This window comes from Pseudomonas sp. (assembly GCF_017744435.1).
GTDB lineage: Bacteria > Pseudomonadota > Gammaproteobacteria > Pseudomonadales > Pseudomonadaceae > Aquipseudomonas.
In genome coordinates, this window is the sequence record NZ_JAGIBG010000002.1 from 100,133 (window position 1) to 118,711 (window position 18,579).

Genomic DNA, 18,579 nt, shown 5'->3' on the forward strand with positions numbered 1-18,579 from the left:
TCACAGGATCAGGTCACGCAAATCGTCGGGCATGGCGCCCGGTTGTTGGATAGCTGCAAGGTCGGCTGCCGAAACCGCGTTCCAGGCATCCTCATCCCACAGCTGGAATTTGTTCAGCTGCCCCACCAGCATCGCCTTCTTGTCCAGCTTGGCGTACTCACGCAGGCGGGGCGGTACCAGGAAACGACCACTGCCATCGAGCTCCAGGTCAACCGCATTACCGATCAGCAAGCGCTGCAGGCGGCGGTTTTCCTCACGCAACGACGGCAAGGCACGCAACTTGGCTTCAATCTGTTCCCACTCATCGAGGGGATAAACACACAAGCACGGGTCAACGGCGTCGATGGTCACGATCAGTTGACCATTGCAACGCGAATCGAGCTCGTCACGGTACCGGCTCGGCATGGCGAGACGGCCCTTGGCATCGAGGCTGACGGCGTTGGCTCCGCGGAACACGGCTGCGATTCCCCACAATGTTAGCTTTTTTGTGCCAGAAAACCCACTTCATCCCACTTTCTGCCACTTGCGCACACTATAGGAATCCGTCCGCTGCACCGTCAAGGCACGTTCATAAGGAAAACCCTTACAGGACCGAGATTTAGCGCAACAACGGAAGGAGAAAGGACTGCCAGGCGGGGAAAAACGCGAGAAAAATCAAACCGACTCAAACGAATGCCGTTCGAAGTTAAAGTGAATTATTAAGAGTAAGATCTTTTTGGTATTACCAAGAGGGATCTGCTATCGATTCAAGCAGGAAAGGAAAAGGTGGAGAGTCGATCTGTAAGCCGGGTTTTGTCGAGGACAGTCATTCCTCTACGACGGCCATCACTGGACGCCTCTAGCAACCTACCCGGTTCCGACGCGGGCCACGCCTGATGGAACCCTATTTGGTCTTGCTCCGAGTGGGGTTTACCTAGCCACGAACTGTTGCCAGCCGTGCGGTGCGCTCTTACCGCACCTTTTCACCCTTACCGGCACCGAAGTGCTTAGGCGGTTATTTTCTGTGGCACTTTCCGTAGGCTCGCGCCTCCCAGGCGTTACCTGGCACTCTGCCCTATGGAGCCCGGACTTTCCTCCCCCATCTTTTGCGGAACAAAAGACGGCAGCGACTGTCCGATCGACTCTCCGCCGACAAGGTTAACGGCACGCGCGCGCAAGAACAAGCGATACCGTGAACTATGTCTAATTGCCACTACTGTGCTTTCTGCTTTTCCAGGGCCACCTGATACAGCAGGTTCTTGCGCACACCGGTGATTTCCGCTGCCAATGCCGCCGCCCTTTTCAGCGGCAATTCCGCCAGCAACAGGTCCAGCACGCGCTGCGCCTCGGCGCTGATCGCATCTTCGCCTTCAGGTGCACTCCAGCCACCGACCAGCACCACGCACTCGCCGCGCTGCTGGTTGCTATCGCCGGCGACGAACGCTCGCAGCTCAGCCAACGGCAGGCCTTTGAGGGTCTCGAAGGTCTTGGTCAGCTCGCGCGCCAGCAGCGCCGGGCGCTCGCCGCCGAACACCAGCTCCATGTCTTCGAGGCACTCCAGGATGCGGTGTGGCGCCTCGTAGAAGATCAGCGTGCGCGGCTCTTCCTTGACCTGCTCCAGGCGCGCCCGACGCCCAGCGGCCTTGGCTGGCAGGAAGCCTTCGAAGATAAAGCGGTCGGAAGGCAGGCCGGCCGCCGAAAGCGCAGCAATCAAGGCGCAGGCACCGGGTACCGGCACCACACTGACGCCCGCGGCCCGGGCCTGACGCACCAGGTGGTAGCCCGGGTCGGAAATCAGCGGCGTACCGGCATCGGATACCAGCGCCACATCTTCACCGGCCAGCAACTTGGTGATGAAGCGCCCGCCCTCGTCGCGCTCGTTGTGCTCATGGCAGGCCGCCAGCGGCGTGTCGATGCCGAAGTGCTGCAGCAGGCGGATCGAATGCCGGGTGTCCTCGGCGGCGATCAGGGCGACATCGGCCAGCACCTTGAGCGCCCTGGCGCTCATGTCATCAAGGTTGCCGATGGGGGTCGCGACCACATAAAGCGTCCCCATGGTGGATTTCGAAGCCCCGGCCACATCAGTCACTGCACACATCCTGCCTTTCGGATCAAAGGCGCTATTGTAGCCCGAGCGCCGGTAACAGGGCGCAAAGAACTTAATCGGCGTCCATCGACGAGCGGCCTATAGTGAAGGTTCTGCTAACGGCAGATCGCGCCCCGGCCGCTGCTTGGGTACAATTGCCGGCCAACTTGATCGAGTAACAGGACCTTTACATGATCGCTTGCCTGCGGCTGTTCACAGCCCTCTGCCTCGCTGCCCTGCTGGCAGCCTGCGCCAGCTCGCCCTCATCCAGCCTGGGCGAACTGCCACGCACCCCGGATGCCAGCATCGAGCAACTGCTCGAGAAGGCCGCCACCAGCAAGTCCGCCGAAGACGCTGCCTTGCTGCGCCTGAGCGCAGCCGACCTGGCTTACAAGCAGAAGGACTTCCCACGCGCCGCACGCATCCTCGAGCAGGTGCCGATGGACACGCTCAAGCCGGCCCAGCAAATCTTCGCCGCCACCCTCGGCGCCGAACTGGCCATGAGCCGCAACCAGCCCAAAGCCGCGCTGACCGCGCTTTCCCACCCGAGCCTGCAACACATCGCAGAGCTGCCAGAGCAACAGCAGGTGCGCACCTACAGCGTCCACGCCGCCGCCCTCGAGGCCGACGGCCAGGCCATGGCCGCCGCCCAGCAACGCGTGCTGCTGAGCCCCCTGCTCAGCGGCCAGGCTGCCAGCGCCAACAATGACGCGGTCTGGGCCCTGGTCGCTTCGCTGCCAGCCGAGCAGCTGCAACAGCCTGCCAGCAACGAAATCCTGGCCGGCTGGACCAGCCTGGCGCTGGCGGTGAAAAGCGCCGGCACCCTGGAGCAGCAGCAGGCTGCCATCGAGTCCTGGCGCAAACAGCACCCCGATCACCCAGCCGCCAAGCAGCTGCCTCTGGCCCTGACCAAGCTCAAGGAACTGGCCAGCCAGCCGCTGACCAAGATCGCCCTGCTGCTGCCCCAGGAAGGCTCGCTGGCCGGCGTTGCCCGCGCCCTGCGTGACGGTTTCATGGCCGCCCACTTCCAGGCCCAGCAGGCTGGCGGGCAAGCGCCTGCCGTGCAGGTCTACGACAGTTCGCGCATCGGTTCGCTCGACGCGTTCTATCGCCAGGCCCAGGCCGACGGCGTACAACTGGTGGTCGGCCCGCTTGAAAAGCCGCTGGTCAAGCAGCTCGCTGGCAACACCCAGCTGCCAATCACCACCCTCGCCCTGAACTACGCCGACGCCGGCCAGAAAGCGCCGCCCCAACTGTTCCAGTTCGGCCTCGCCGCCGAGGACGAAGCCCGTGAAGTGGCACGCCGCGCCCGCGCTGACGGCATGGTCCGCGCCGTGGCCCTGGTACCGAGCGGTGAGTGGGGTGACCGTGTGCTGGCCGCCTTCCGTCAGGACTGGGAAGGCAATGGCGGCACCATCATCGCCGCCGAGCGCATCGCCCAGCCAGTCGCACTGGCCCAGCAGATCGCCAGGCTGTTCCAGCTGCGCCAGAGCGAAGGTCGCGCCCAGAGCCTGCAAAGCACTGTGGGCGGCAGCATCGCGGCACAACCGTCGCGCCGTCAGGACATCGACTTCATCTTCCTCGCCTCGACCCCACAGCAGGCGCAGCAGATCAAACCGACCCTGAACTTCCAGTACGCCGGTGACGTACCGGTCTACGCCACCTCGAACCTGTACAGCGCCAGCGGTGACGTCAACCAGTACAACGACATGAACGGCATTCGCTTCTGCGAAACCCCGTGGCTGCTCGACACCAGCAACAGCCTGCGTCAGCAGGTCGTGCAGCAGTGGCCGCAAGCCGCAGGCAGCCTCGGCCGCCTGTACGCCATGGGCGTCGACGCCTACAGCCTGGCGCCACGCCTGGGCCAGCTCAAGGCACTGCCAGACAATCGCGTGCAAGGCCTGTCCGGCAGCCTGAGCATCAACGCCAGCCAGCGCGTCGAGCGCCAACTGCCGTGGGCCGAGTTCTCTGGCGGCCAGGTCAAGCGCCTGCCAGACACCTCGCACTGATGCCCGAAGCATCGCCCAGCAGCGCCGGCCAGGCGGCAGAAACCCAAGCCCTTGAGTACCTTCAAGGGCAAGGCCTGCAATTGCTGACACGCAATTGGCGATGCAAAGGCGGCGAGCTTGATCTGGTCATGCTCGACGCCGATACAGTAGTATTCGTCGAAGTCCGCTACCGGTTGCACGCGGACTTCGGCGGCGCCCTCGGCAGCATTGACGGGCGCAAGCAGAAACGGCTGGTGCTTGCCGCCACGCTGTTCCTGCAGAAGGAGTCCCGCTGGGCCAATCACCCCTGCCGCTTCGACGTTGTCGCCCTGCAGGGCAGTCGCCATGCAGGCCAGCCGCTTCAATGGCTGAAAAACGCCTTCGAATGCTGAACCCACTCCGATTTATTTGCTCTATGTTTCGCGGGCTGGTCCTTGTTGCGCGTAGCAAAGGCCACCGCCCCACTTAAGGTCACCAGATGGACATGCAATCCCGAATTCGCCGGCTGTTCCAGGCCAGCATCGACACCAAGCAACAGGCAATGGACATCCTGGCACCGCACATCGAGCAGGCCAGCCTGGTCATGGTCAATGCGCTGCTCAACGAGGGCAAGATGCTCGCCTGCGGCAATGGCGGCTCGGCCGGCGATGCCCAGCACTTCTCTTCGGAGTTGCTCAACCGTTTCGAGCGTGAGCGCCCGAGCCTGCCGGCCATCGCCCTGACCACCGACAGCTCGACACTGACCTCGATCGCCAACGACTACAGCTACAACGAAATCTTCTCCAAGCAGATCCGCGCCCTGGGCCAACCCGGCGACGTACTGCTGGCGATTTCGACCAGCGGCAACTCTGCCAACGTGATTCAAGCGATCCAGGCCGCACATGATCGCGAAATGATTGTCGTAGCATTGACCGGACGTGACGGCGGCGGCATGGCTTCGCTGCTGCTGCCCGAAGACGTGGAAATCCGCGTACCGTCGACGGTCACCGCACGTATCCAGGAAGTCCACCTGCTGGCGATCCACTGCCTGTGCGATCTGATCGACAGCCAACTGTTCGGGAGTGAAGAATGACCCCCATACGCCTCGGCCTGATGGCCCTGACCCTGTGCCTGAGCGTCACCGGCTGCAGCTCGGTACTGACCTCGACCCGCAACTCGCCGATCGAGGATGATCGTGGCACCCGCACCATCGGCAGCAAGATCGACGACTCACTGATCGAAACCAAGGCTTCGGTCAACATTGCCAAGGCCAGCCCTGACCTGGACAAGAGCTCGCACATCGTCGTCAGCAGCTACAACGGCATCGTCCTGCTCGCCGGGCAAACCCCGCGCGCCGACCTCAAGAGCCTGGCCGAACAGACTGCCAGCCAGGTCCAACGGGTGAAGAAGGTGCACAACGAGCTGCAGGTGATGCAGCCGTCTTCGATCCTGGCGCGCAACAACGACGCCTGGCTGACCACCAAGATCAAGACCCAGATGCTCACCGACAATGCCGTGCCCAGCTCGCGCATCAAGGTGATCACCGAAAACGGCATCGTCTACCTGCTGGGCCTGGTGACTCAGCAAGAAGCCAACTCTGCCACTGCCGTAGTTCAGGGCGTGTCTGGCGTGCAGAAGATCGTCAAGCTGTTCGAGTACATCGACTGATTCAGTTGCCGCCGTTACCAGCCATTGGCTGGCATCGGCGGCAGCTTGCCTCACCTGTTCAATTTCCAGGAAATACCGCATGAAAAAGCTTCTGCTGCCCGCCCTGCTGCTCGGCGCCTTCGCCACCCTGGCCGGCTGCTCCACCCCAAGCCTGATCACCCTCAACGACGGCCGCGAAATCCAGGCGGTCGACGCCCCGCACTTCGACAAGGACTCGGGCTTCTACGAATTCCAGCAGCTCGACGGCAAGCGCACCCGCATCAACCGGGATCAGGTCCGCACCATCAGCGACCTGTAAGCACCGCTTAGCGGCAAAGAAAAAGGCGACCCATACGGATCGCCTTTTTTGTTACTTGACCACCTTCAGACTGGGTCGGCCGCTTGGGCGCGGTGGCTGGCCACCCCCTTCCGGCGGGCCATCGTCATCCGGCTCGACACTATCGTCTTCCAGCTCATCATCCTCCATCAGCGGCGGCTCCAGCTCGAAGACCATGCCCTGACCGTTCTCCCGGGCATAGATACCCAGGATGGCGCCCGCTGGCACGAACAACGAATGGGCAACGCCACTGAAGCGCCCCTCGAAACTCACCGCGTCGTTGTCCATGTGCAGGTTGCGCACGGCACTCGGCGAAATGTTCAGGACAATCTGGCCATCACTGGCAAAACCTTGTGGCACCTGGACCGCCGGGAATTCGGCATTGACCAGCATATGGGGGGTGCAATCGTTGTCGACGATCCACTCGTACAGTGCTCGAACCAGGTAGGGGCGACTGGAGTTCATCAACGGCTCCTTAAAGCTTGCGCATTTCACGTTCAACAGAGGACAGGCTCGCCTGGAAGGGCTCGCGGGCGAACTGTCTCTCCATGTAATCCAGCAGCGGCTTGGCCTGCCGCGGCAATTCGATACCCATTACCGGCAAACGCCATAATATGGGCAATAGACAACAGTCGACCAGACTTTGCTCCTCACTCATGAAGCAAGCAAACTCGGCGAACAACGGCGAGACGCCGGTCAGGCTTTCGCGCAGCGCCTTGCGCGCCTCGGTACGGGCAGCCTCAGCGCTGCGCGGGTCGAGAATGGTATCCGCCAGGGCGCACCAGTCACGCTGAATGCGGTGCATCAGCAGACGGCTGTTGCCACGCGCGACCGGGTACACCGGCATCAGCGGCGGATGTGGATAACGCTCCTCGAGGTATTCCATCACCACGGTCGACTCATACAACGCCAGGTCACGATCGACCAGGGTCGGCACGCTGCCGTAAGGGTTCACCTCTGCCAGCTTGGCTGGCAGCCGCGCAGGGTCGACGTCGATGACCTGCACGCTGACGCCCTTCTCGGCGAGCACGAGGCGTACCCGATGAGAATAATGGTCAGCAGGGTCGGAATAACAGGCTAACCGGTTGGTTGCGCCCATGTAGCGCCTCCTCGCAGGGGATGCTTGTAAAACTCTAAATGAAAACGCGCCCGCGGGGCCCTGGCACATGTGCCAGGGCCCCGCGGGCGCGTTCAACTACCAGAAATTACTGCGTGATCAATGCACGTCCTTCCAGTATTCGCGCTTGAGCAAGTAGGCAAATACGAAGAAGAAAGCCAGGTACAGCAACACGTAGGTACCGATGCGCTGGCTTTCCAGTTTGACCGGGTTGGCCGAATAGGCCAGGAAGGTCACCAGGTTCTTGACCTTCTCGTCGAACTGCTCGGTGTTCAGGGTACCGGAATTCGGCGTAATGGTCAGCTGGTCACAGGCTTCATGGGTCAGCGGGCTGCCCGTCAATGGGTCGAATTGCTTCTTGCCGTCGACCACCATCTGCACCTGCTTGCAGCCAACCACCTGGTTACCCTGCAGGCCGACCAGCACGTTGGGCATGCCGACGTTCGGGAACACCTTGTTGTTGACCCCGTACGGGCGCGACTTGTCTTCATAGAAGCTGCGCAGGTAGGTGTACAACCAGTCGGTACCCCGCACCCGGGCGACCAGGGTCAGGTCGGGCGGCGCGGCGCCGAACCAGGTCTTGGCGTCACTGGGCTGCATGCCGATCTGCATGTGGTCGCCGATCTTGGCACCGGTGAACACCAGCTTCTCGAGCATCAACTCATGAGGAATGCCAAGGTCATCGGCAACCCGCTCGTAACGCTGGAACTTGGCGCTGTGGCAACCCATGCAATAGTTGGCGAAGGTGCGCGCACCGTCCTGCATGGCCGCCTTGTCGGTCAGGTCGATATCGACCTTGTCCAGCTCCAGGCCGTGTTCGGCAGCGAAGGAAAAGGCAGGCATCACTGCCAGCAAAAATACTGCAATCAACTTTTTCATCAGCCAGTCACCCTTTCCGGAACCGGTTTGGTCTTCTCGAGCCTTGTGTAGAACGGCATCAGCAGGAAGTAGGCGAAGTACAGCACTGTGCACACCTGCGACAGCAAGGTACGCCCAGGTGTAGGCGCCAGTACGCCGAGGATGCCGAGGATGACGAAGGCAATGCAGAACACCAGCAGGAAGACCTTGCTGATCCAGCCCTTGTAGCGCATGGAGCGCACCGGGCTGCGGTCGAGCCAGGGCAGCACGAACAGCACGGCGATCGCGGCGCCCATGGCGATTACCCCCATGAGCTTGTCAGGCACCGCCCGCAGGATCGCGTAGAACGGCGTGAAGTACCACACAGGCGCGATATGCTCGGGCGTCTTGAACGCGTTCGCCTGCTCGAAGTTGGGTTTTTCCAGGAAGTAACCACCCATTTCCGGGAAGAAGAACACCACGGCGCAGAACACGAAGAGGAACACCACCACACCGACGATATCCTTGACGGTGTAGTACGGGTGGAACGGAATGCCGTCGAGCGGAATGCCGTTTTCGTCCTTTTTCTTCTTGATGTCCACACCATCGGGGTTGTTCGAACCCACTTCGTGCAGGGCCAGGATGTGCAGCACCACCAGGCCGAGAATCACGATCGGCAGGGCCACCACGTGCAAGGCGAAGAAGCGGTTCAGGGTGATGCCCGAGATCAGGTAGTCACCACGAATCCACTGGGTCAGGTCACCACCGATCACCGGGATGGCGCCAAACAGCGAGATGATCACCTGGGCACCCCAGTACGACATCTGCCCCCACGGCAGCAGATAGCCCATGAAGGCTTCAGCCATCAGCGCCAGGTAGATCAGCATGCCGAACAGCCACACCAGCTCGCGGGGCTTCTGGTAGGAGCCGTAGAGCAGGCCGCGGAACATGTGCAGGTAGACCACGATGAAGAACGCCGAAGCGCCGGTGGAGTGCAGGTAGCGCAGGATCCAGCCGTACTCGACGTCCCGCATGATGTATTCGACCGAGGCGAAGGCCTCTTCCGCCGAGGGCGTGAAACTCATGGTCAGCCACACGCCAGTGACGATCTGGTTGACCAGCACCAGCAGTGCCAGCGAGCCGAAGAAATACAGGAAGTTGAAGTTCTTGGGCGCGTAATACTTGCTCAGGTGGTCTTCCCACATCTTGGTGGCGGGGAAGCGAGCGTCAATCCAGTCCATGAACTTGCTCATCATGCTTTCTCCTGGTCGACGCCGATGACGACGATGTCGTCCGACTCATAAGAATGCGGCGGCACTGGCAGGTTGAGAGGCGCCGGCTGCGACTTGTAGACACGACCGGCCAGGTCGTAGTGGGAGCCGTGGCAAGGGCAGAAATAACCACCGACCCACTTCGGCCCGAGGTCTGCGGGCGCGACTTCCGGGCGGAAGGTCGGCGAGCAGCCCAGGTGCGTGCAGAGGCCGACGAGAATGAGGATTTCTGGCTTGATCGAGCGAACCTCGGGGTCGACATAGGTCGGCTGCACCGAGCTCTTCGATTGAGGGTCGGAGAGGTCACCTTCGATCTTTTTCAGGTTGCCAAGGATCTCCTGCGTTCGCCGGACGATGAACACCGGCTGGCCACGCCATTCAGCAACCATCTGCTGCCCTGGCTCGACCTTGGCAATATTGACCTTCACCGGTGCGCCGGCCGCCTTCGCCTTGGCACTGGGAAACCATGACCCCACGAACGGTACCGCAGCCCCCACTGCCCCCGCTGCCCCGACCACGGATGTCGCGGCTACGAGGAAGCGGCGCCGGCCTGCGTTGACGCCGTCATTGCTCATTCAGTCCTCTCCCATCAGCTTTGCTTGGCCAGTTGGACCTGGCCTGTACTTAGGTTGTGTCTGTGGCACTAAAATTTGGCCGCCATGGTAAGAAACAAATCCACACAGTGACAAGGTGATTACCCCCACAAGGAGCTATAACCCGCGCTTTGCTTGATCTGCGTCTATGCGACAAGTGGTCACCGACATGCTGACAGGTTAGTTCAAGCACAAAAAAAAGCCCGGTTCCAAGGAACCGGGCTTTTTTCGACTGCCGAAGCGGTATTAACGCTTGGAGTACTGAGGACGCTTACGCGCTTTACGCAGACCCACTTTCTTACGCTCGACTTCACGAGCGTCGCGGGTGACGTAGCCAGCACGACGCAGAGCGCCACGCAGGGTTTCGTCGTATTCCATCAGAGCGCGGGTGATACCGTGACGGATCGCACCGGCCTGACCGCTGACACCACCACCGGAAACGGTGACGTAGATGTCGAACTTCTCAGTGGACTCGGTCAGCTCGAGCGGCTGACGAACAACCATGCGAGCGGTTTCGCGACCGAAGAACACGTCCAGAGAACGGTTGTTGATGGAAATGTTACCAGTACCCGGACGCAGGAAAACGCGAGCGGTTGCGGTCTTGCGACGGCCAGTGCCGTAATTTTGAGTCGCCGACATAATGAACTTTCCCGTTAGATCTTCAGTTCTTGAGGCTGCTGAGCAGTGTGTGGGTGAGCAGCACCCGCGTACACTTTCAGCTTACGGTACATGTCGCGACCCAGCGGGTTCTTAGGCAGCATGCCCTTGACCGCGGTTTCGATAACACGCTCAGGGGCCTTGGCGATCAACTTCTCGAAGTTGATTTCCTTGATGCCGCCTGGGAAACCGGAGTGGGAGTAGTACATTTTGTCGGAAGACTTGGCACCAGTCACACGAACCTGTTCAGCGTTGATGACGACGATGTAGTCGCCGGTGTCAACGTGAGGGGTGTATTCTGGTTTGTGTTTGCCACGCAGACGGGTAGCGATTTCGGTAGCCAGACGACCCAGGGTCTGGCCAGCGGCGTCAACTACGAACCACTCGCGCTTTACTGTTTCCGGTTTAGCAGTAAAAGTTTTCATTCTCTAAAGCCTCAGAGGCCGCCCAGCGAAAAATAGACGGCGAATCTTACTGGATAGTGCACAGCTTGCCAAGGGCAAGCGCGCAGCCGAACGCTGACGCTTTTGGGGGCTCGGGTCGGGCACGCCAATGTTCGACGGGGTTCTTCCTGCGTGGTGGTGCATCACTTCCGCCACACGGAGAGGGGCAGAATTATCCAGATTGCGCGAAAAATTTCAACCTGCTTTGATGGGCTTCTTTTGCCAAGGAGTGTTTTCCCGATGGAATACCGCAAGCTCGGCCGTACCGACCTCGACGTCAGTGCCCTGTGCCTGGGCACCATGACCTGGGGCGAGCAGAACACCCAGGACGAGGCCTTCGAGCAGATTGCCCTGGCCAAGGCCAGCGGCATCAACTTCATCGACACCGCCGAGATGTACCCGGTGCCGCCACGCCCGGAAACCTATGCCGCCACCGAGCGCATCATTGGCAACTGGTTCCGTGCCAACGGCGATCGCGATGACTGGGTCCTGGCCAGCAAGGTCGCCGGCCCCGGCAACGGCATCAGCCACATCCGCGACGGCCAGCTCAAGCACAACCGCCAGCACATCGTCGCCGCGCTGGACGAGAGCCTCAAGCGCCTGCAGACCGACCGCATCGACCTCTATCAGTTGCACTGGCCGGAGCGCAGCACCAACTTCTTCGGCAAGCTCGGTTACCAGCACCTGGCCAACGACCTGTTCACCCCGCTGGAAGAAACCCTCGAGGTGCTCGACGAGCAGGTGCGTGCCGGCAAGATCCGCCACATCGGTTTGTCCAACGAAACCCCATGGGGCACCATGAAGTTCCTGCAACTGGCCGACAGCCGTGGCTGGCCGCGGGCGGTGTCGATCCAGAACCCCTACAACCTGCTCAACCGAAGCTTCGAAGTGGGCCTGGCAGAAGTGGCGATCCGCGAGCAATGCGGCCTGCTGGCCTACTCGCCACTGGCCTTCGGCATGCTCTCGGGCAAGTACGAGAATGGTGCCCGGCCAGAAAAAGGCCGCCTGACCCTGTTCAGCCGCTTCGCCCGCTATTCCAACCCGCAGACCGTGGCGGCCTGCAGCCGTTATGTGCAGCTGGCCCAGGCCCATGGCCTGGACCCGGCCCAGATGGCCCTCGCGTTCGTGACCCGACAGCCGTTCGTGACCAGCAACATCATTGGTGCAACCGACCTGGTACAGCTGCAGAGCAACCTCGACAGCCTGCAACTGAACCTCAACGACGAACTGCTCGCGGCAATCGAGGCAATCCATCAGGAGCAGCCGAACCCGGCGCCTTGAACAGCATGGGCCGCTTTGCGGCCCCTCTGCGACACGGGGTAGACACAATCGCCAAAAAATAAGACGATCCAGCCGGTGATTGACCACTCTACCCTATAAGAACAATGACAATGATGTTTACCCAACCCTCCGCGTCGTTGCGGCGCGTCAGCATCCTGGCCATTGACAAGGTGTTCGCTTCGACCCTGATGCAGGCCAAGGATTTCTTCCACCTCGCCAGCTTGCGCTACAGCAAGCAGCTGGGCCTGGGCTTGCAGCCCATGTTCGAGATTCGCCTGGTGAGCCCCGACGGCCAGCCGGTGGACAGCTTCAGCAATGTGCAGTTGCCGGTCGATGGTGGCCTTGACGATGCCGACGTGATCATCCTCCCGGCCTTCTGGGAAGATTTCGACAACCTCCAGCAACGTTATCCACAGGTGCTGCCATGGCTGCGCGAACAGCACGCCCGTGGCGCCGTGCTGTGTGCCGAAGCCAGCGGTGTATTCTGGCTGGCCGAGTCCGGCCTGCTCGACGGCAAGGAGGCGACCACCTACTGGCGCTTCTTCAACAGCTTCGCCGAGCGCTACCCGAAGATCCGCCTGAATCAGGACAAGCACCTGACCGACGCCGACAACCTGTACTGCGCCGGTGGCACCACTTCAGCCTGTGACCTGTATATCTACCTGATCGAGCGCTTCTGTGGCGCCAATGTGGCGCGTGCCGTGGCCCGCGACATCCTCTACGAAGTGCAGCGCAACTACACCCCGGGGCGCATGGGCTTTGGCGGGCAGAAGCTGCACCAGGACCTGATCATCCTGCAGATCCAGCATTGGCTGGAGGAACACTTCGCCGACAAGTTCCGCTTCGAGGATGTCGCCCGCAACCATGGCATGAGCATTCGCAACTTCATGCGCCGTTTCCAGGGGGCTACCGGTGACAAACCGCTACACTACCTGCAACGGTTACGTATCGAGACGGCCAAGGGGCTGCTGTCGAGCACGCGCAAGAGCATCAAGACCATCAGTTATGAGGTCGGCTATGACGATGCGAGCTTCTTTGCGAGGTTGTTCCGCCAGCACACGGAGTTGTCGCCGAACCAGTATCGGCAGCAGTTCATGCAAGAGGCTTGAGGCCAATGGGGCTGCTTTGCAGCCCCAGGATCTTATGGCTTGTGCGCCCGCGACAGGAATTCGTGCGACTGCATTTCCAGCAACCGGCTGAGGGTCCGCTGGAACTCGAAACTCAGGCGCCCGCCGGTGTACAGGTCCTTCAGCTCCACCTCGGCCGAGATGATCAGTTTGACGTTGCGGTCGTAGAACTCGTCCACCATGTTGATGAAACGGCGGGCGATGTCGTCGGTGGTGACGCCCATCTGCTCCACATTGCTCAGCAACACGGCGTGGAAGATCTTGCCCAGCTCGATGTAGTCGTTCTGGCTGCGCGGCCCGTCGCACAGGGCGCGGAAGTCGAACCAGGCGACGTCGTCGCAGGTACGCAGGGCATTGATCGGGCGATTTTCGATCATCAGCACGTCGTTCTCGACGGCCTGGGTGCACTCGGGCGTCAGCGCCTTGAAGCTGGCACGCATGCTCTGGTGCGCCGCGTCGTTGAGCGGGAAGTGGAACAGTTCGGCCTGTTCCAGGTGACGCAGGCGGTAGTCGACGCCGCTGTCGACGTTCACCACGTCGGTGTACTGCTTGATCATGGCGATGGCCGGCAGGAAGCGCGCGCGCTGCAGGCCGTCCTTGTACAAGCCGTCAGGGACGATGTTGGAGGTCGCCACCAGCGAGACGCCGTTCTTGAACAGCTCTTCCATCAAGGTACCGAGAATCATGGCATCGGTAATGTCGGAAACGAAGAATTCGTCGAAGCAGATCACCTTGGCTTCTTCGCTGAAGCGCTTGGCGATGAGGGTCAGCGGGTTCTTCTCGCCCTTGAGGGTTTTCATTTCCTCGTGGACGCGCTTCATGAAGCGGTGGAAGTGCGTGCGCATCTTCTGCTTGAACGGCAGCGCTTCATAGAAAGTGTCGACCAGATAGGTCTTGCCGCGCCCTACCCCACCCCAGAAGTACAGGCCTTTGACTGGCGTCTGCTCCTTCTTGCCGAACAGCTTGCCGAACACGCCCGGCTTGTTGTTCTGCGCGTGCACCAGGTCGTCGTACAGGCGCTGCAGGTGACGTACCGCAGTTTCCTGCGCCGCGTCATGGAAGAAGTCGGGACGTTTCAGATCTGCTTGATATCGTTCTAGGGGCGTCATGATTTCGTTAGCGAGGCAACAAAAAACGGGCCGTCACTGTAGCGACAGGCCCGCTTAATGGCAATCAGACTTGCGTCAATATGCCTCAGTCTTGTTGCGGCTGAAGCGCTACACGCAGGCTTTCGATGGCCGAATCACGGGCTTCGGCGCTATCGAACTGCGGCCCGTCGGCAACCTGCTCGTCGTTCAGCCACAGGCTGAAGCCCAGGCCGTCAACGCGCACGTCAGCGTCACCACCTTGCTGCAGCTGCTTGCTCACCGCACCGGCGCTCTTGCCGTCGGCGAAGCTGCGCGACAGCAGCAGTTGCTCGCCATCGGCGGCCAGCAGGCGGAAGCGGAAGCTGCCGTCTTCGTCACGGAAGCTGACGAAGCGCGCGCTCTTGGCGGCTTTCTTCTTCACCTCGGTGCTGGCCTGCACGCTGCTGCGGAACGAGCGCAGGCCAACGGCCTCACGCAGCTGCTCGAGGAACGGCGTGGCGGTCTTGCGGGCCTTGGCGGCGCCGGCGAGGAGGATGTCCTCCAGGTCTGCCGGACGCGAGATCAGCTGGTGGTAGTGCTCGCGCTTCTCGGCCAGCTGGCCGTCGAGCAGCTGGAACAGGCGCTGCTTGGCTTCGCCCCAGCCCAGGCCCTGCAGCAGCTCTTCGCGGAATTCGGCGCACTGCGACGGCGTCGAGAATGCCTGGAACAGGGTGAACAGGTGAGAATTGTCCGGATCCTTGGCTTCGCCTGGCGCACGCGAGTCGGTGACGATGCGCGAAATGGCGTCTTTCATGTCCTTGGCGCTGGTGAACAGCGGGATGGTGTTGTCGTAGCTCTTGGACATCTTGCGACCGTCCAGGCCAGGCAGGGTCGCCACGCTTTCCTCGATCACCGCTTCCGGCAGGGCGAAGAAGTCACTGCCCTGGCCAAACAGGTGATTGAAGCGCTGGCCGATGTCGCGGGCCATTTCCACGTGCTGGATCTGGTCACGGCCGACCGGCACCTTGTTGGCGTTGAACATCAGGATGTCCGCGGCCATCAGCACCGGGTAGCTGTACAGGCCCATGGTCACGCCAGCGTCCGGGTCTTCGCCGGTTTCCAGGTTCTTGTCCACCGAGGCCTTGTAGGCGTGGGCGCGGTTGAGCAGGCCCTTGGCGGCGACGCAGGTCAGCAGCCAGGTCAGCTCGGGGATCTCGGGGATATCGGACTGACGATAGAAGGTCACCTTCGCCGGGTCCAGGCCACCGGCCAGCCAGGTGGCGGCGATTTCCAGGCGCGAGCGCTGGATGCGCAGCGGGTCGTCGCACTTGATCAGGGCGTGGTAGTCGGCCAGGAAGTAGAACGAGTCGACACCCGGCTGCTGGCTGGCGACGATCGCCGGGCGAATGGCGCCGGCGTAGTTGCCCAGGTGCGGGGTGCCGGTGGTGGTGATACCGGTGAGGATGCGCGTGGTCATGGGTGTTCGCTTATTCAGGCTTGGCTCAGTTCGAAAGGCGCGGCAGCAGCAGATCCTTCAGATCGGTCAGCTTGCCATGGAAGAAGTGTCCGCATTCTGCCACTTTCAGCAGCTCATGGGGGCGCCCCAGTGCGTCGGACCATTCGTATACCAGCTGCGGATCGACGACTTCGTCGGCGTCCGGCTGCACCACGGTGATCGGGCAGCGCTGCGGCAGCGGGAAGTCGGCGGTCAGGCGCATCACTGCAGGCGCGATCATGAACAGCTGCTGCAGCGCCACGCCTTGCGCTTCCAGGCGCCCGGCCAGGCTGGTGGCGACGAAGCCGCCGAACGAGAAGCCCATCAGCACCAGCGGCAGCTCAGGGTGCTTCGCACGCAGCCACACGGCGGCGGCCTCGGCATCGGCCACTTCGCCAGCGCCCATGTCATGGCTGCCGGCGCTCTGGCCGACACCGCGGTAGTTGAAGCGCAAGGTCACGTAGCCGGCGTCGCGGGCGGTGCGCTGCAGGGTCGAGACCACCTTGTTGAGCATGGTGCCGCCCTGGACCGGGTTGGGGTGGCAGATCAGCACCGCACCGCGGGCATCGGCCACGTCCAGGTACAAGGCTTCCAGCTGGCCGATCGGGCCGTCGATGAACAAGGGGGTTTCGCGGACAAGCAAGGCACTACTCCGTGACCTCGAAGGGGGTCGTTTCGTCTAGGTGAGGAATTCTGTTCTGATTTGCGATCGCTCGCGGTATACAGCGCAGGTCTGAGCCGTTAACGTAAAGCAAAGCCGTTTATAGAGGAAGGACTCGTGGAACTCTCGCTCCTTGTTTGGTTGTTGCCAACCCTGGCCCTGGTCATCGGTGTGGCGGTCGGTTTCATCGTGGCCCGCCTGCTGCCCAACGCGGCGCCCAGCAGCACCCAGCGTCAGCTGGATGATATCCAGCAGCGCTTCGACAGCTACCAGAACCAGGTGGTTACCCACTTCAACAGCACTGCGGTACTGGTCAAGAAGCTGACCCAGAGCTACCAGGACGTGCAGGATCACCTGGCTGATGGCGCCAACCACCTGGCGCTCGACGAGCTGACCCGCCAGCGTCTGCTGGCCGCACTGCACTCCGAGGGCACCCAGGGTCCGCGTGACCGCCTGACCCCGCCGAAGGACACCGCCGAAGTGCCACGTGACTATGCACCGAAGTCGCCGAACTCGCCGGGCATGCTCGACGAGAGCTACGGGCTCAAGCGCTGAACCGCTGAAATGAACAAGGCCTCGCGAGAGGCCTTTTTTTTATGCGCCGGATTCACTGGCCTCTTCGCGGGTAAACCCGCTCCCACAGGGACGGCGCAGGTTTTGAGGCTGTGCGATCTCTGTGGGAGCGGGCGTGCCCGCGAAGAGGCCCGAGAGACAATCTAGCTACAAGCCTTCAAAGCCTGCTCGACATCCGCCAGTAAATCCTCCACATCCTCCAGCCCCACCGACAACCGCACCAACCCCTCGGAAATGCCGTGATGCGCCCGCTCTTCGGGCGTATAGCTGGAATGGGTCATGCTCGCCGGATGCTGCGCCAGCGATTCGGCATCGCCCAGGCTCACCGCCCGGGCAAACAGTTGCAGCGCATTCATGAAGCGCCGCCCGGCCTCGATCCCGCCCTTGAGCTCGAAAGCAATCATCCCGCCCGGCAGGCGCATCTGCCGCTGCGCCAGTTCGTATTGGGCAAACGATGGCAACCCCGGATACTGAATCAGTTCCACCTGAGGCTGGCGTGCAAGAAAATCGGCAACCTGCTGGGCGTTCGCGCAGTGACGGTCCATGCGCAACGCGAGTGTCTTGATGCCACGCATCAACAGTGACGCATCGTGCGGTGACAGCACTGCGCCCGTCATGTCCTTGAGGCCCTCAAGGCGAATCCGGTCCACCAGCGCCTTGCGCCCGATCACCAGCCCGGCCGTGATATCACCGTGGCCACTGAGGTACTTGGTCGCCGAGTGCACCACCAGATCGGCCCCCAGCTCCAGTGGCCGCTGCAGGTAGGGCGTGCAATAAGTGTTGTCGACCACGATATGCAGGTCATGCCCCCGCGCTGCTTCGGCCACTGCCGCGATATCGACCAGCTGCATGTTCGGGTTGGCCGGGGTTTCGAAGTAGATCATGCGAGTTTTAGCGTTGATCGCAGCCTTCAAAGCCTTGGTGTCATTGAGATCGACATGGCGCACCTTCACCCCGAACTCGCCGATGCCATGGTGCATGTAGGCGAAGGTGCAGCCATACACCGTGCGCCCGACAATCAGCTCGTCGCCGGGGCGCAGCAGCGTCCATAGCGTCGAGGTGATGGCCCCCATGCCAGACGCCAGCGCCAGGCCTGCCTCGCCCCCTTCGAGGGACGCCATGCGCTGCTCCAGCAACTCCAGGGTCGGGTTGGAGATACGGCTGTAGAAGTGCCCGCCCTCCTCCCCGGCAAAGCACGCTGCGCCGTATTCAACGCTGGGGAAGGCATAGGTTGCGGTCTGGTAAACCGGTGGCACCAGGGCGCCGCCGTGGGAAAGCGGGTCGTAGCCATGATGGATGGCGCGGGTGGAAAAACCGGTGTTGTTATGGGAGTCGCGCATGGCAACAGCCTCTGGTGGTTTGTTATAAGCTTATGCCACCGAGCTGTCTGAATTTTTCCAAAATGACCCACGCATTCGCGCCTGTTTTGGAAAGAAAACAA

General features: G+C 61.7%; 21 protein-coding genes and 1 other RNA gene. 8 read left to right on the top strand and 14 right to left on the bottom strand.

The features are described 5' to 3' along the window. The 3 genes from mraZ to rsmI all read right to left on the bottom strand — a co-directional run bounded on the left by mraZ (position 1) and on the right by rsmI (position 2,035). Positions 1-456: a division/cell wall cluster transcriptional repressor MraZ gene (gene mraZ, locus J7573_RS02335; RefSeq protein WP_011535546.1), complete on the bottom strand. Its 456-nt coding sequence runs from the start codon at positions 454-456 to the stop codon at positions 1-3. 309 nt (positions 457-765) lie between these two features. Beyond that, positions 766-1,125, bottom strand: an RNA gene (gene rnpB, locus J7573_RS02340) — RNase P RNA component class A. A gap of 67 nt (positions 1,126-1,192) precedes the next feature. Further along, positions 1,193-2,035 (bottom strand): 16S rRNA (cytidine(1402)-2'-O)-methyltransferase, encoded by an 843-nt coding sequence (gene rsmI, locus J7573_RS02345; protein WP_181004561.1) that lies wholly within the window; start codon positions 2,033-2,035, stop codon positions 1,193-1,195. A 221-nt stretch (positions 2,036-2,256) separates the two neighbouring features. Between rsmI and J7573_RS02350 the strand changes: the two genes are divergently transcribed. The 5 genes from J7573_RS02350 (at position 2,257) to J7573_RS02370 (ending at position 5,998) form a co-directional block, all read left to right on the top strand. Then, on the top strand, positions 2,257-4,074 hold the full coding sequence (locus J7573_RS02350) for a penicillin-binding protein activator (protein ID WP_294325027.1): 1,818 nt from the start codon (positions 2,257-2,259) through the stop codon (positions 4,072-4,074). Then, the gene (locus J7573_RS02355) at positions 4,074-4,445 is read left to right on the top strand and encodes a YraN family protein (RefSeq protein WP_159408964.1); all 372 of its coding nucleotides are present in this window, start codon (positions 4,074-4,076) and stop codon (positions 4,443-4,445) included. The genes J7573_RS02350 and J7573_RS02355 overlap by 1 nt, the downstream gene beginning before the upstream one ends. An 86-nt stretch (positions 4,446-4,531) precedes the next feature. Beyond that, entirely contained in the window at positions 4,532-5,125 is a 594-nt protein-coding gene (locus J7573_RS02360) for a phosphoheptose isomerase (protein WP_008097558.1), read from the top strand. Then, entirely contained in the window at positions 5,122-5,700 is a 579-nt protein-coding gene (locus J7573_RS02365; RefSeq protein ID WP_085675072.1) for a BON domain-containing protein, read from the top strand. The genes J7573_RS02360 and J7573_RS02365 overlap by 4 nt, the downstream gene beginning before the upstream one ends. A 79-nt stretch (positions 5,701-5,779) precedes the next feature. After that, entirely contained in the window at positions 5,780-5,998 is a 219-nt protein-coding gene (locus J7573_RS02370; RefSeq protein WP_294325035.1) for a YgdI/YgdR family lipoprotein, read from the top strand. Positions 5,999-6,049: 51 nt separating this feature from the next. Here the strand turns inward: J7573_RS02370 and J7573_RS02375 are convergent, their stop codons facing one another. The 7 genes from J7573_RS02375 to rplM form a co-directional block, all read right to left on the bottom strand. Further along, positions 6,050-6,481, bottom strand: coding sequence for a ClpXP protease specificity-enhancing factor (locus J7573_RS02375; protein ID WP_294325037.1), 432 nt, complete (start codon positions 6,479-6,481; stop codon positions 6,050-6,052). Positions 6,482-6,491: 10 nt separating this feature from the next. Further along, the gene (locus J7573_RS02380; protein WP_294325040.1) at positions 6,492-7,115 is read right to left on the bottom strand and encodes a glutathione S-transferase N-terminal domain-containing protein; all 624 of its coding nucleotides are present in this window, start codon (positions 7,113-7,115) and stop codon (positions 6,492-6,494) included. Between the two features lie 117 nt (positions 7,116-7,232). After that, positions 7,233-8,012: a cytochrome c1 gene (locus J7573_RS02385; RefSeq protein ID WP_027918011.1), complete on the bottom strand. Its 780-nt coding sequence runs from the start codon at positions 8,010-8,012 to the stop codon at positions 7,233-7,235. Further along, positions 8,012-9,223, bottom strand: a complete 1,212-nt coding sequence (locus tag J7573_RS02390) for a cytochrome bc complex cytochrome b subunit (RefSeq protein ID WP_016395499.1) — start codon at positions 9,221-9,223, stop codon at positions 8,012-8,014. The genes J7573_RS02385 and J7573_RS02390 overlap by 1 nt, the downstream gene beginning before the upstream one ends. After that, positions 9,223-9,816, bottom strand: a complete 594-nt coding sequence (gene petA / locus J7573_RS02395; RefSeq protein WP_016395498.1) for a ubiquinol-cytochrome c reductase iron-sulfur subunit — start codon at positions 9,814-9,816, stop codon at positions 9,223-9,225. Before petA ends, J7573_RS02390 begins: the two co-directional genes overlap by 1 nt. 264 nt (positions 9,817-10,080) lie before the next feature. Then, positions 10,081-10,473, bottom strand: a complete 393-nt coding sequence (rpsI, locus tag J7573_RS02400) for a 30S ribosomal protein S9 (RefSeq protein WP_103449210.1) — start codon at positions 10,471-10,473, stop codon at positions 10,081-10,083. A gap of 14 nt (positions 10,474-10,487) precedes the next feature. After that, entirely contained in the window at positions 10,488-10,916 is a 429-nt protein-coding gene (gene rplM, locus J7573_RS02405) for a 50S ribosomal protein L13 (protein WP_003251819.1), read from the bottom strand. 258 nt (positions 10,917-11,174) lie between these two features. On the opposite strand from rplM, the gene J7573_RS02410 reads away from it, so the two are divergent. Both J7573_RS02410 and J7573_RS02415 read left to right on the top strand, forming a co-directional pair. After that, the gene (locus J7573_RS02410) at positions 11,175-12,215 is read left to right on the top strand and encodes an NADP(H)-dependent aldo-keto reductase (RefSeq protein ID WP_294325155.1); all 1,041 of its coding nucleotides are present in this window, start codon (positions 11,175-11,177) and stop codon (positions 12,213-12,215) included. A gap of 188 nt (positions 12,216-12,403) precedes the next feature. Next, positions 12,404-13,324 (top strand): GlxA family transcriptional regulator, encoded by a 921-nt coding sequence (locus J7573_RS02415; RefSeq protein ID WP_178083381.1) that lies wholly within the window; start codon positions 12,404-12,406, stop codon positions 13,322-13,324. A 32-nt stretch (positions 13,325-13,356) separates the two neighbouring features. Here J7573_RS02415 and zapE read toward each other — a convergent pair whose 3' ends face one another. The 3 genes from zapE to J7573_RS02430 form a co-directional block, all read right to left on the bottom strand. Then, positions 13,357-14,451 (bottom strand): cell division protein ZapE, encoded by a 1,095-nt coding sequence (gene zapE, locus J7573_RS02420; protein ID WP_103449208.1) that lies wholly within the window; start codon positions 14,449-14,451, stop codon positions 13,357-13,359. An 85-nt stretch (positions 14,452-14,536) separates the two neighbouring features. Continuing rightward, positions 14,537-15,886, bottom strand: a complete 1,350-nt coding sequence (locus tag J7573_RS02425; RefSeq protein WP_294325159.1) for a tryptophan--tRNA ligase — start codon at positions 15,884-15,886, stop codon at positions 14,537-14,539. A gap of 25 nt (positions 15,887-15,911) precedes the next feature. Next, positions 15,912-16,547, bottom strand: coding sequence for an alpha/beta fold hydrolase (locus tag J7573_RS02430; RefSeq protein WP_294325161.1), 636 nt, complete (start codon positions 16,545-16,547; stop codon positions 15,912-15,914). A gap of 135 nt (positions 16,548-16,682) precedes the next feature. On the opposite strand from J7573_RS02430, the gene J7573_RS02435 reads away from it, so the two are divergent. Beyond that, the gene (locus J7573_RS02435) at positions 16,683-17,120 is read left to right on the top strand and encodes a DUF1043 family protein (protein ID WP_027918018.1); all 438 of its coding nucleotides are present in this window, start codon (positions 16,683-16,685) and stop codon (positions 17,118-17,120) included. 161 nt (positions 17,121-17,281) lie between these two features. On the opposite strand, the gene J7573_RS02440 is transcribed toward J7573_RS02435, so the two are convergent. After that, positions 17,282-18,478 (bottom strand): methionine gamma-lyase, encoded by a 1,197-nt coding sequence (locus J7573_RS02440; protein WP_294325165.1) that lies wholly within the window; start codon positions 18,476-18,478, stop codon positions 17,282-17,284. Positions 18,479-18,579 lie beyond the last annotated feature (101 nt).

What these genes read in the sequence shown, in the direction of transcription:
- rsmI (WP_181004561.1), bottom strand. Translation starts at nt 2,035, where the DNA reads ATGGGGACGCTTTATGTGGTCGCGACCCCCATCGGCAACCTTGATGAC.
- J7573_RS02350 (WP_294325027.1), top strand. Translation starts at nt 2,257, where the DNA reads ATGATCGCTTGCCTGCGGCTGTTCACAGCCCTCTGCCTCGCTGCCCTG.
- J7573_RS02355 (WP_159408964.1), top strand. Translation starts at nt 4,074, where the DNA reads ATGCCCGAAGCATCGCCCAGCAGCGCCGGCCAGGCGGCAGAAACCCAA.
- J7573_RS02360 (WP_008097558.1), top strand. Translation starts at nt 4,532, where the DNA reads ATGGACATGCAATCCCGAATTCGCCGGCTGTTCCAGGCCAGCATCGAC.
- J7573_RS02365 (WP_085675072.1), top strand. Translation starts at nt 5,122, where the DNA reads ATGACCCCCATACGCCTCGGCCTGATGGCCCTGACCCTGTGCCTGAGC.
- J7573_RS02370 (WP_294325035.1), top strand. Translation starts at nt 5,780, where the DNA reads ATGAAAAAGCTTCTGCTGCCCGCCCTGCTGCTCGGCGCCTTCGCCACC.
- J7573_RS02375 (WP_294325037.1), bottom strand. Translation starts at nt 6,481, where the DNA reads ATGAACTCCAGTCGCCCCTACCTGGTTCGAGCACTGTACGAGTGGATC.
- J7573_RS02380 (WP_294325040.1), bottom strand. Translation starts at nt 7,115, where the DNA reads ATGGGCGCAACCAACCGGTTAGCCTGTTATTCCGACCCTGCTGACCAT.
- J7573_RS02385 (WP_027918011.1), bottom strand. Translation starts at nt 8,012, where the DNA reads ATGAAAAAGTTGATTGCAGTATTTTTGCTGGCAGTGATGCCTGCCTTT.
- J7573_RS02390 (WP_016395499.1), bottom strand. Translation starts at nt 9,223, where the DNA reads ATGAGCAAGTTCATGGACTGGATTGACGCTCGCTTCCCCGCCACCAAG.
- petA (WP_016395498.1), bottom strand. Translation starts at nt 9,816, where the DNA reads ATGAGCAATGACGGCGTCAACGCAGGCCGGCGCCGCTTCCTCGTAGCC.
- rpsI (WP_103449210.1), bottom strand. Translation starts at nt 10,473, where the DNA reads ATGTCGGCGACTCAAAATTACGGCACTGGCCGTCGCAAGACCGCAACC.
- rplM (WP_003251819.1), bottom strand. Translation starts at nt 10,916, where the DNA reads ATGAAAACTTTTACTGCTAAACCGGAAACAGTAAAGCGCGAGTGGTTC.
- J7573_RS02410 (WP_294325155.1), top strand. Translation starts at nt 11,175, where the DNA reads ATGGAATACCGCAAGCTCGGCCGTACCGACCTCGACGTCAGTGCCCTG.
- J7573_RS02415 (WP_178083381.1), top strand. Translation starts at nt 12,404, where the DNA reads ATGCAGGCCAAGGATTTCTTCCACCTCGCCAGCTTGCGCTACAGCAAG.
- zapE (WP_103449208.1), bottom strand. Translation starts at nt 14,451, where the DNA reads ATGACGCCCCTAGAACGATATCAAGCAGATCTGAAACGTCCCGACTTC.
- J7573_RS02425 (WP_294325159.1), bottom strand. Translation starts at nt 15,886, where the DNA reads ATGACCACGCGCATCCTCACCGGTATCACCACCACCGGCACCCCGCAC.
- J7573_RS02440 (WP_294325165.1), bottom strand. Translation starts at nt 18,478, where the DNA reads ATGCGCGACTCCCATAACAACACCGGTTTTTCCACCCGCGCCATCCAT.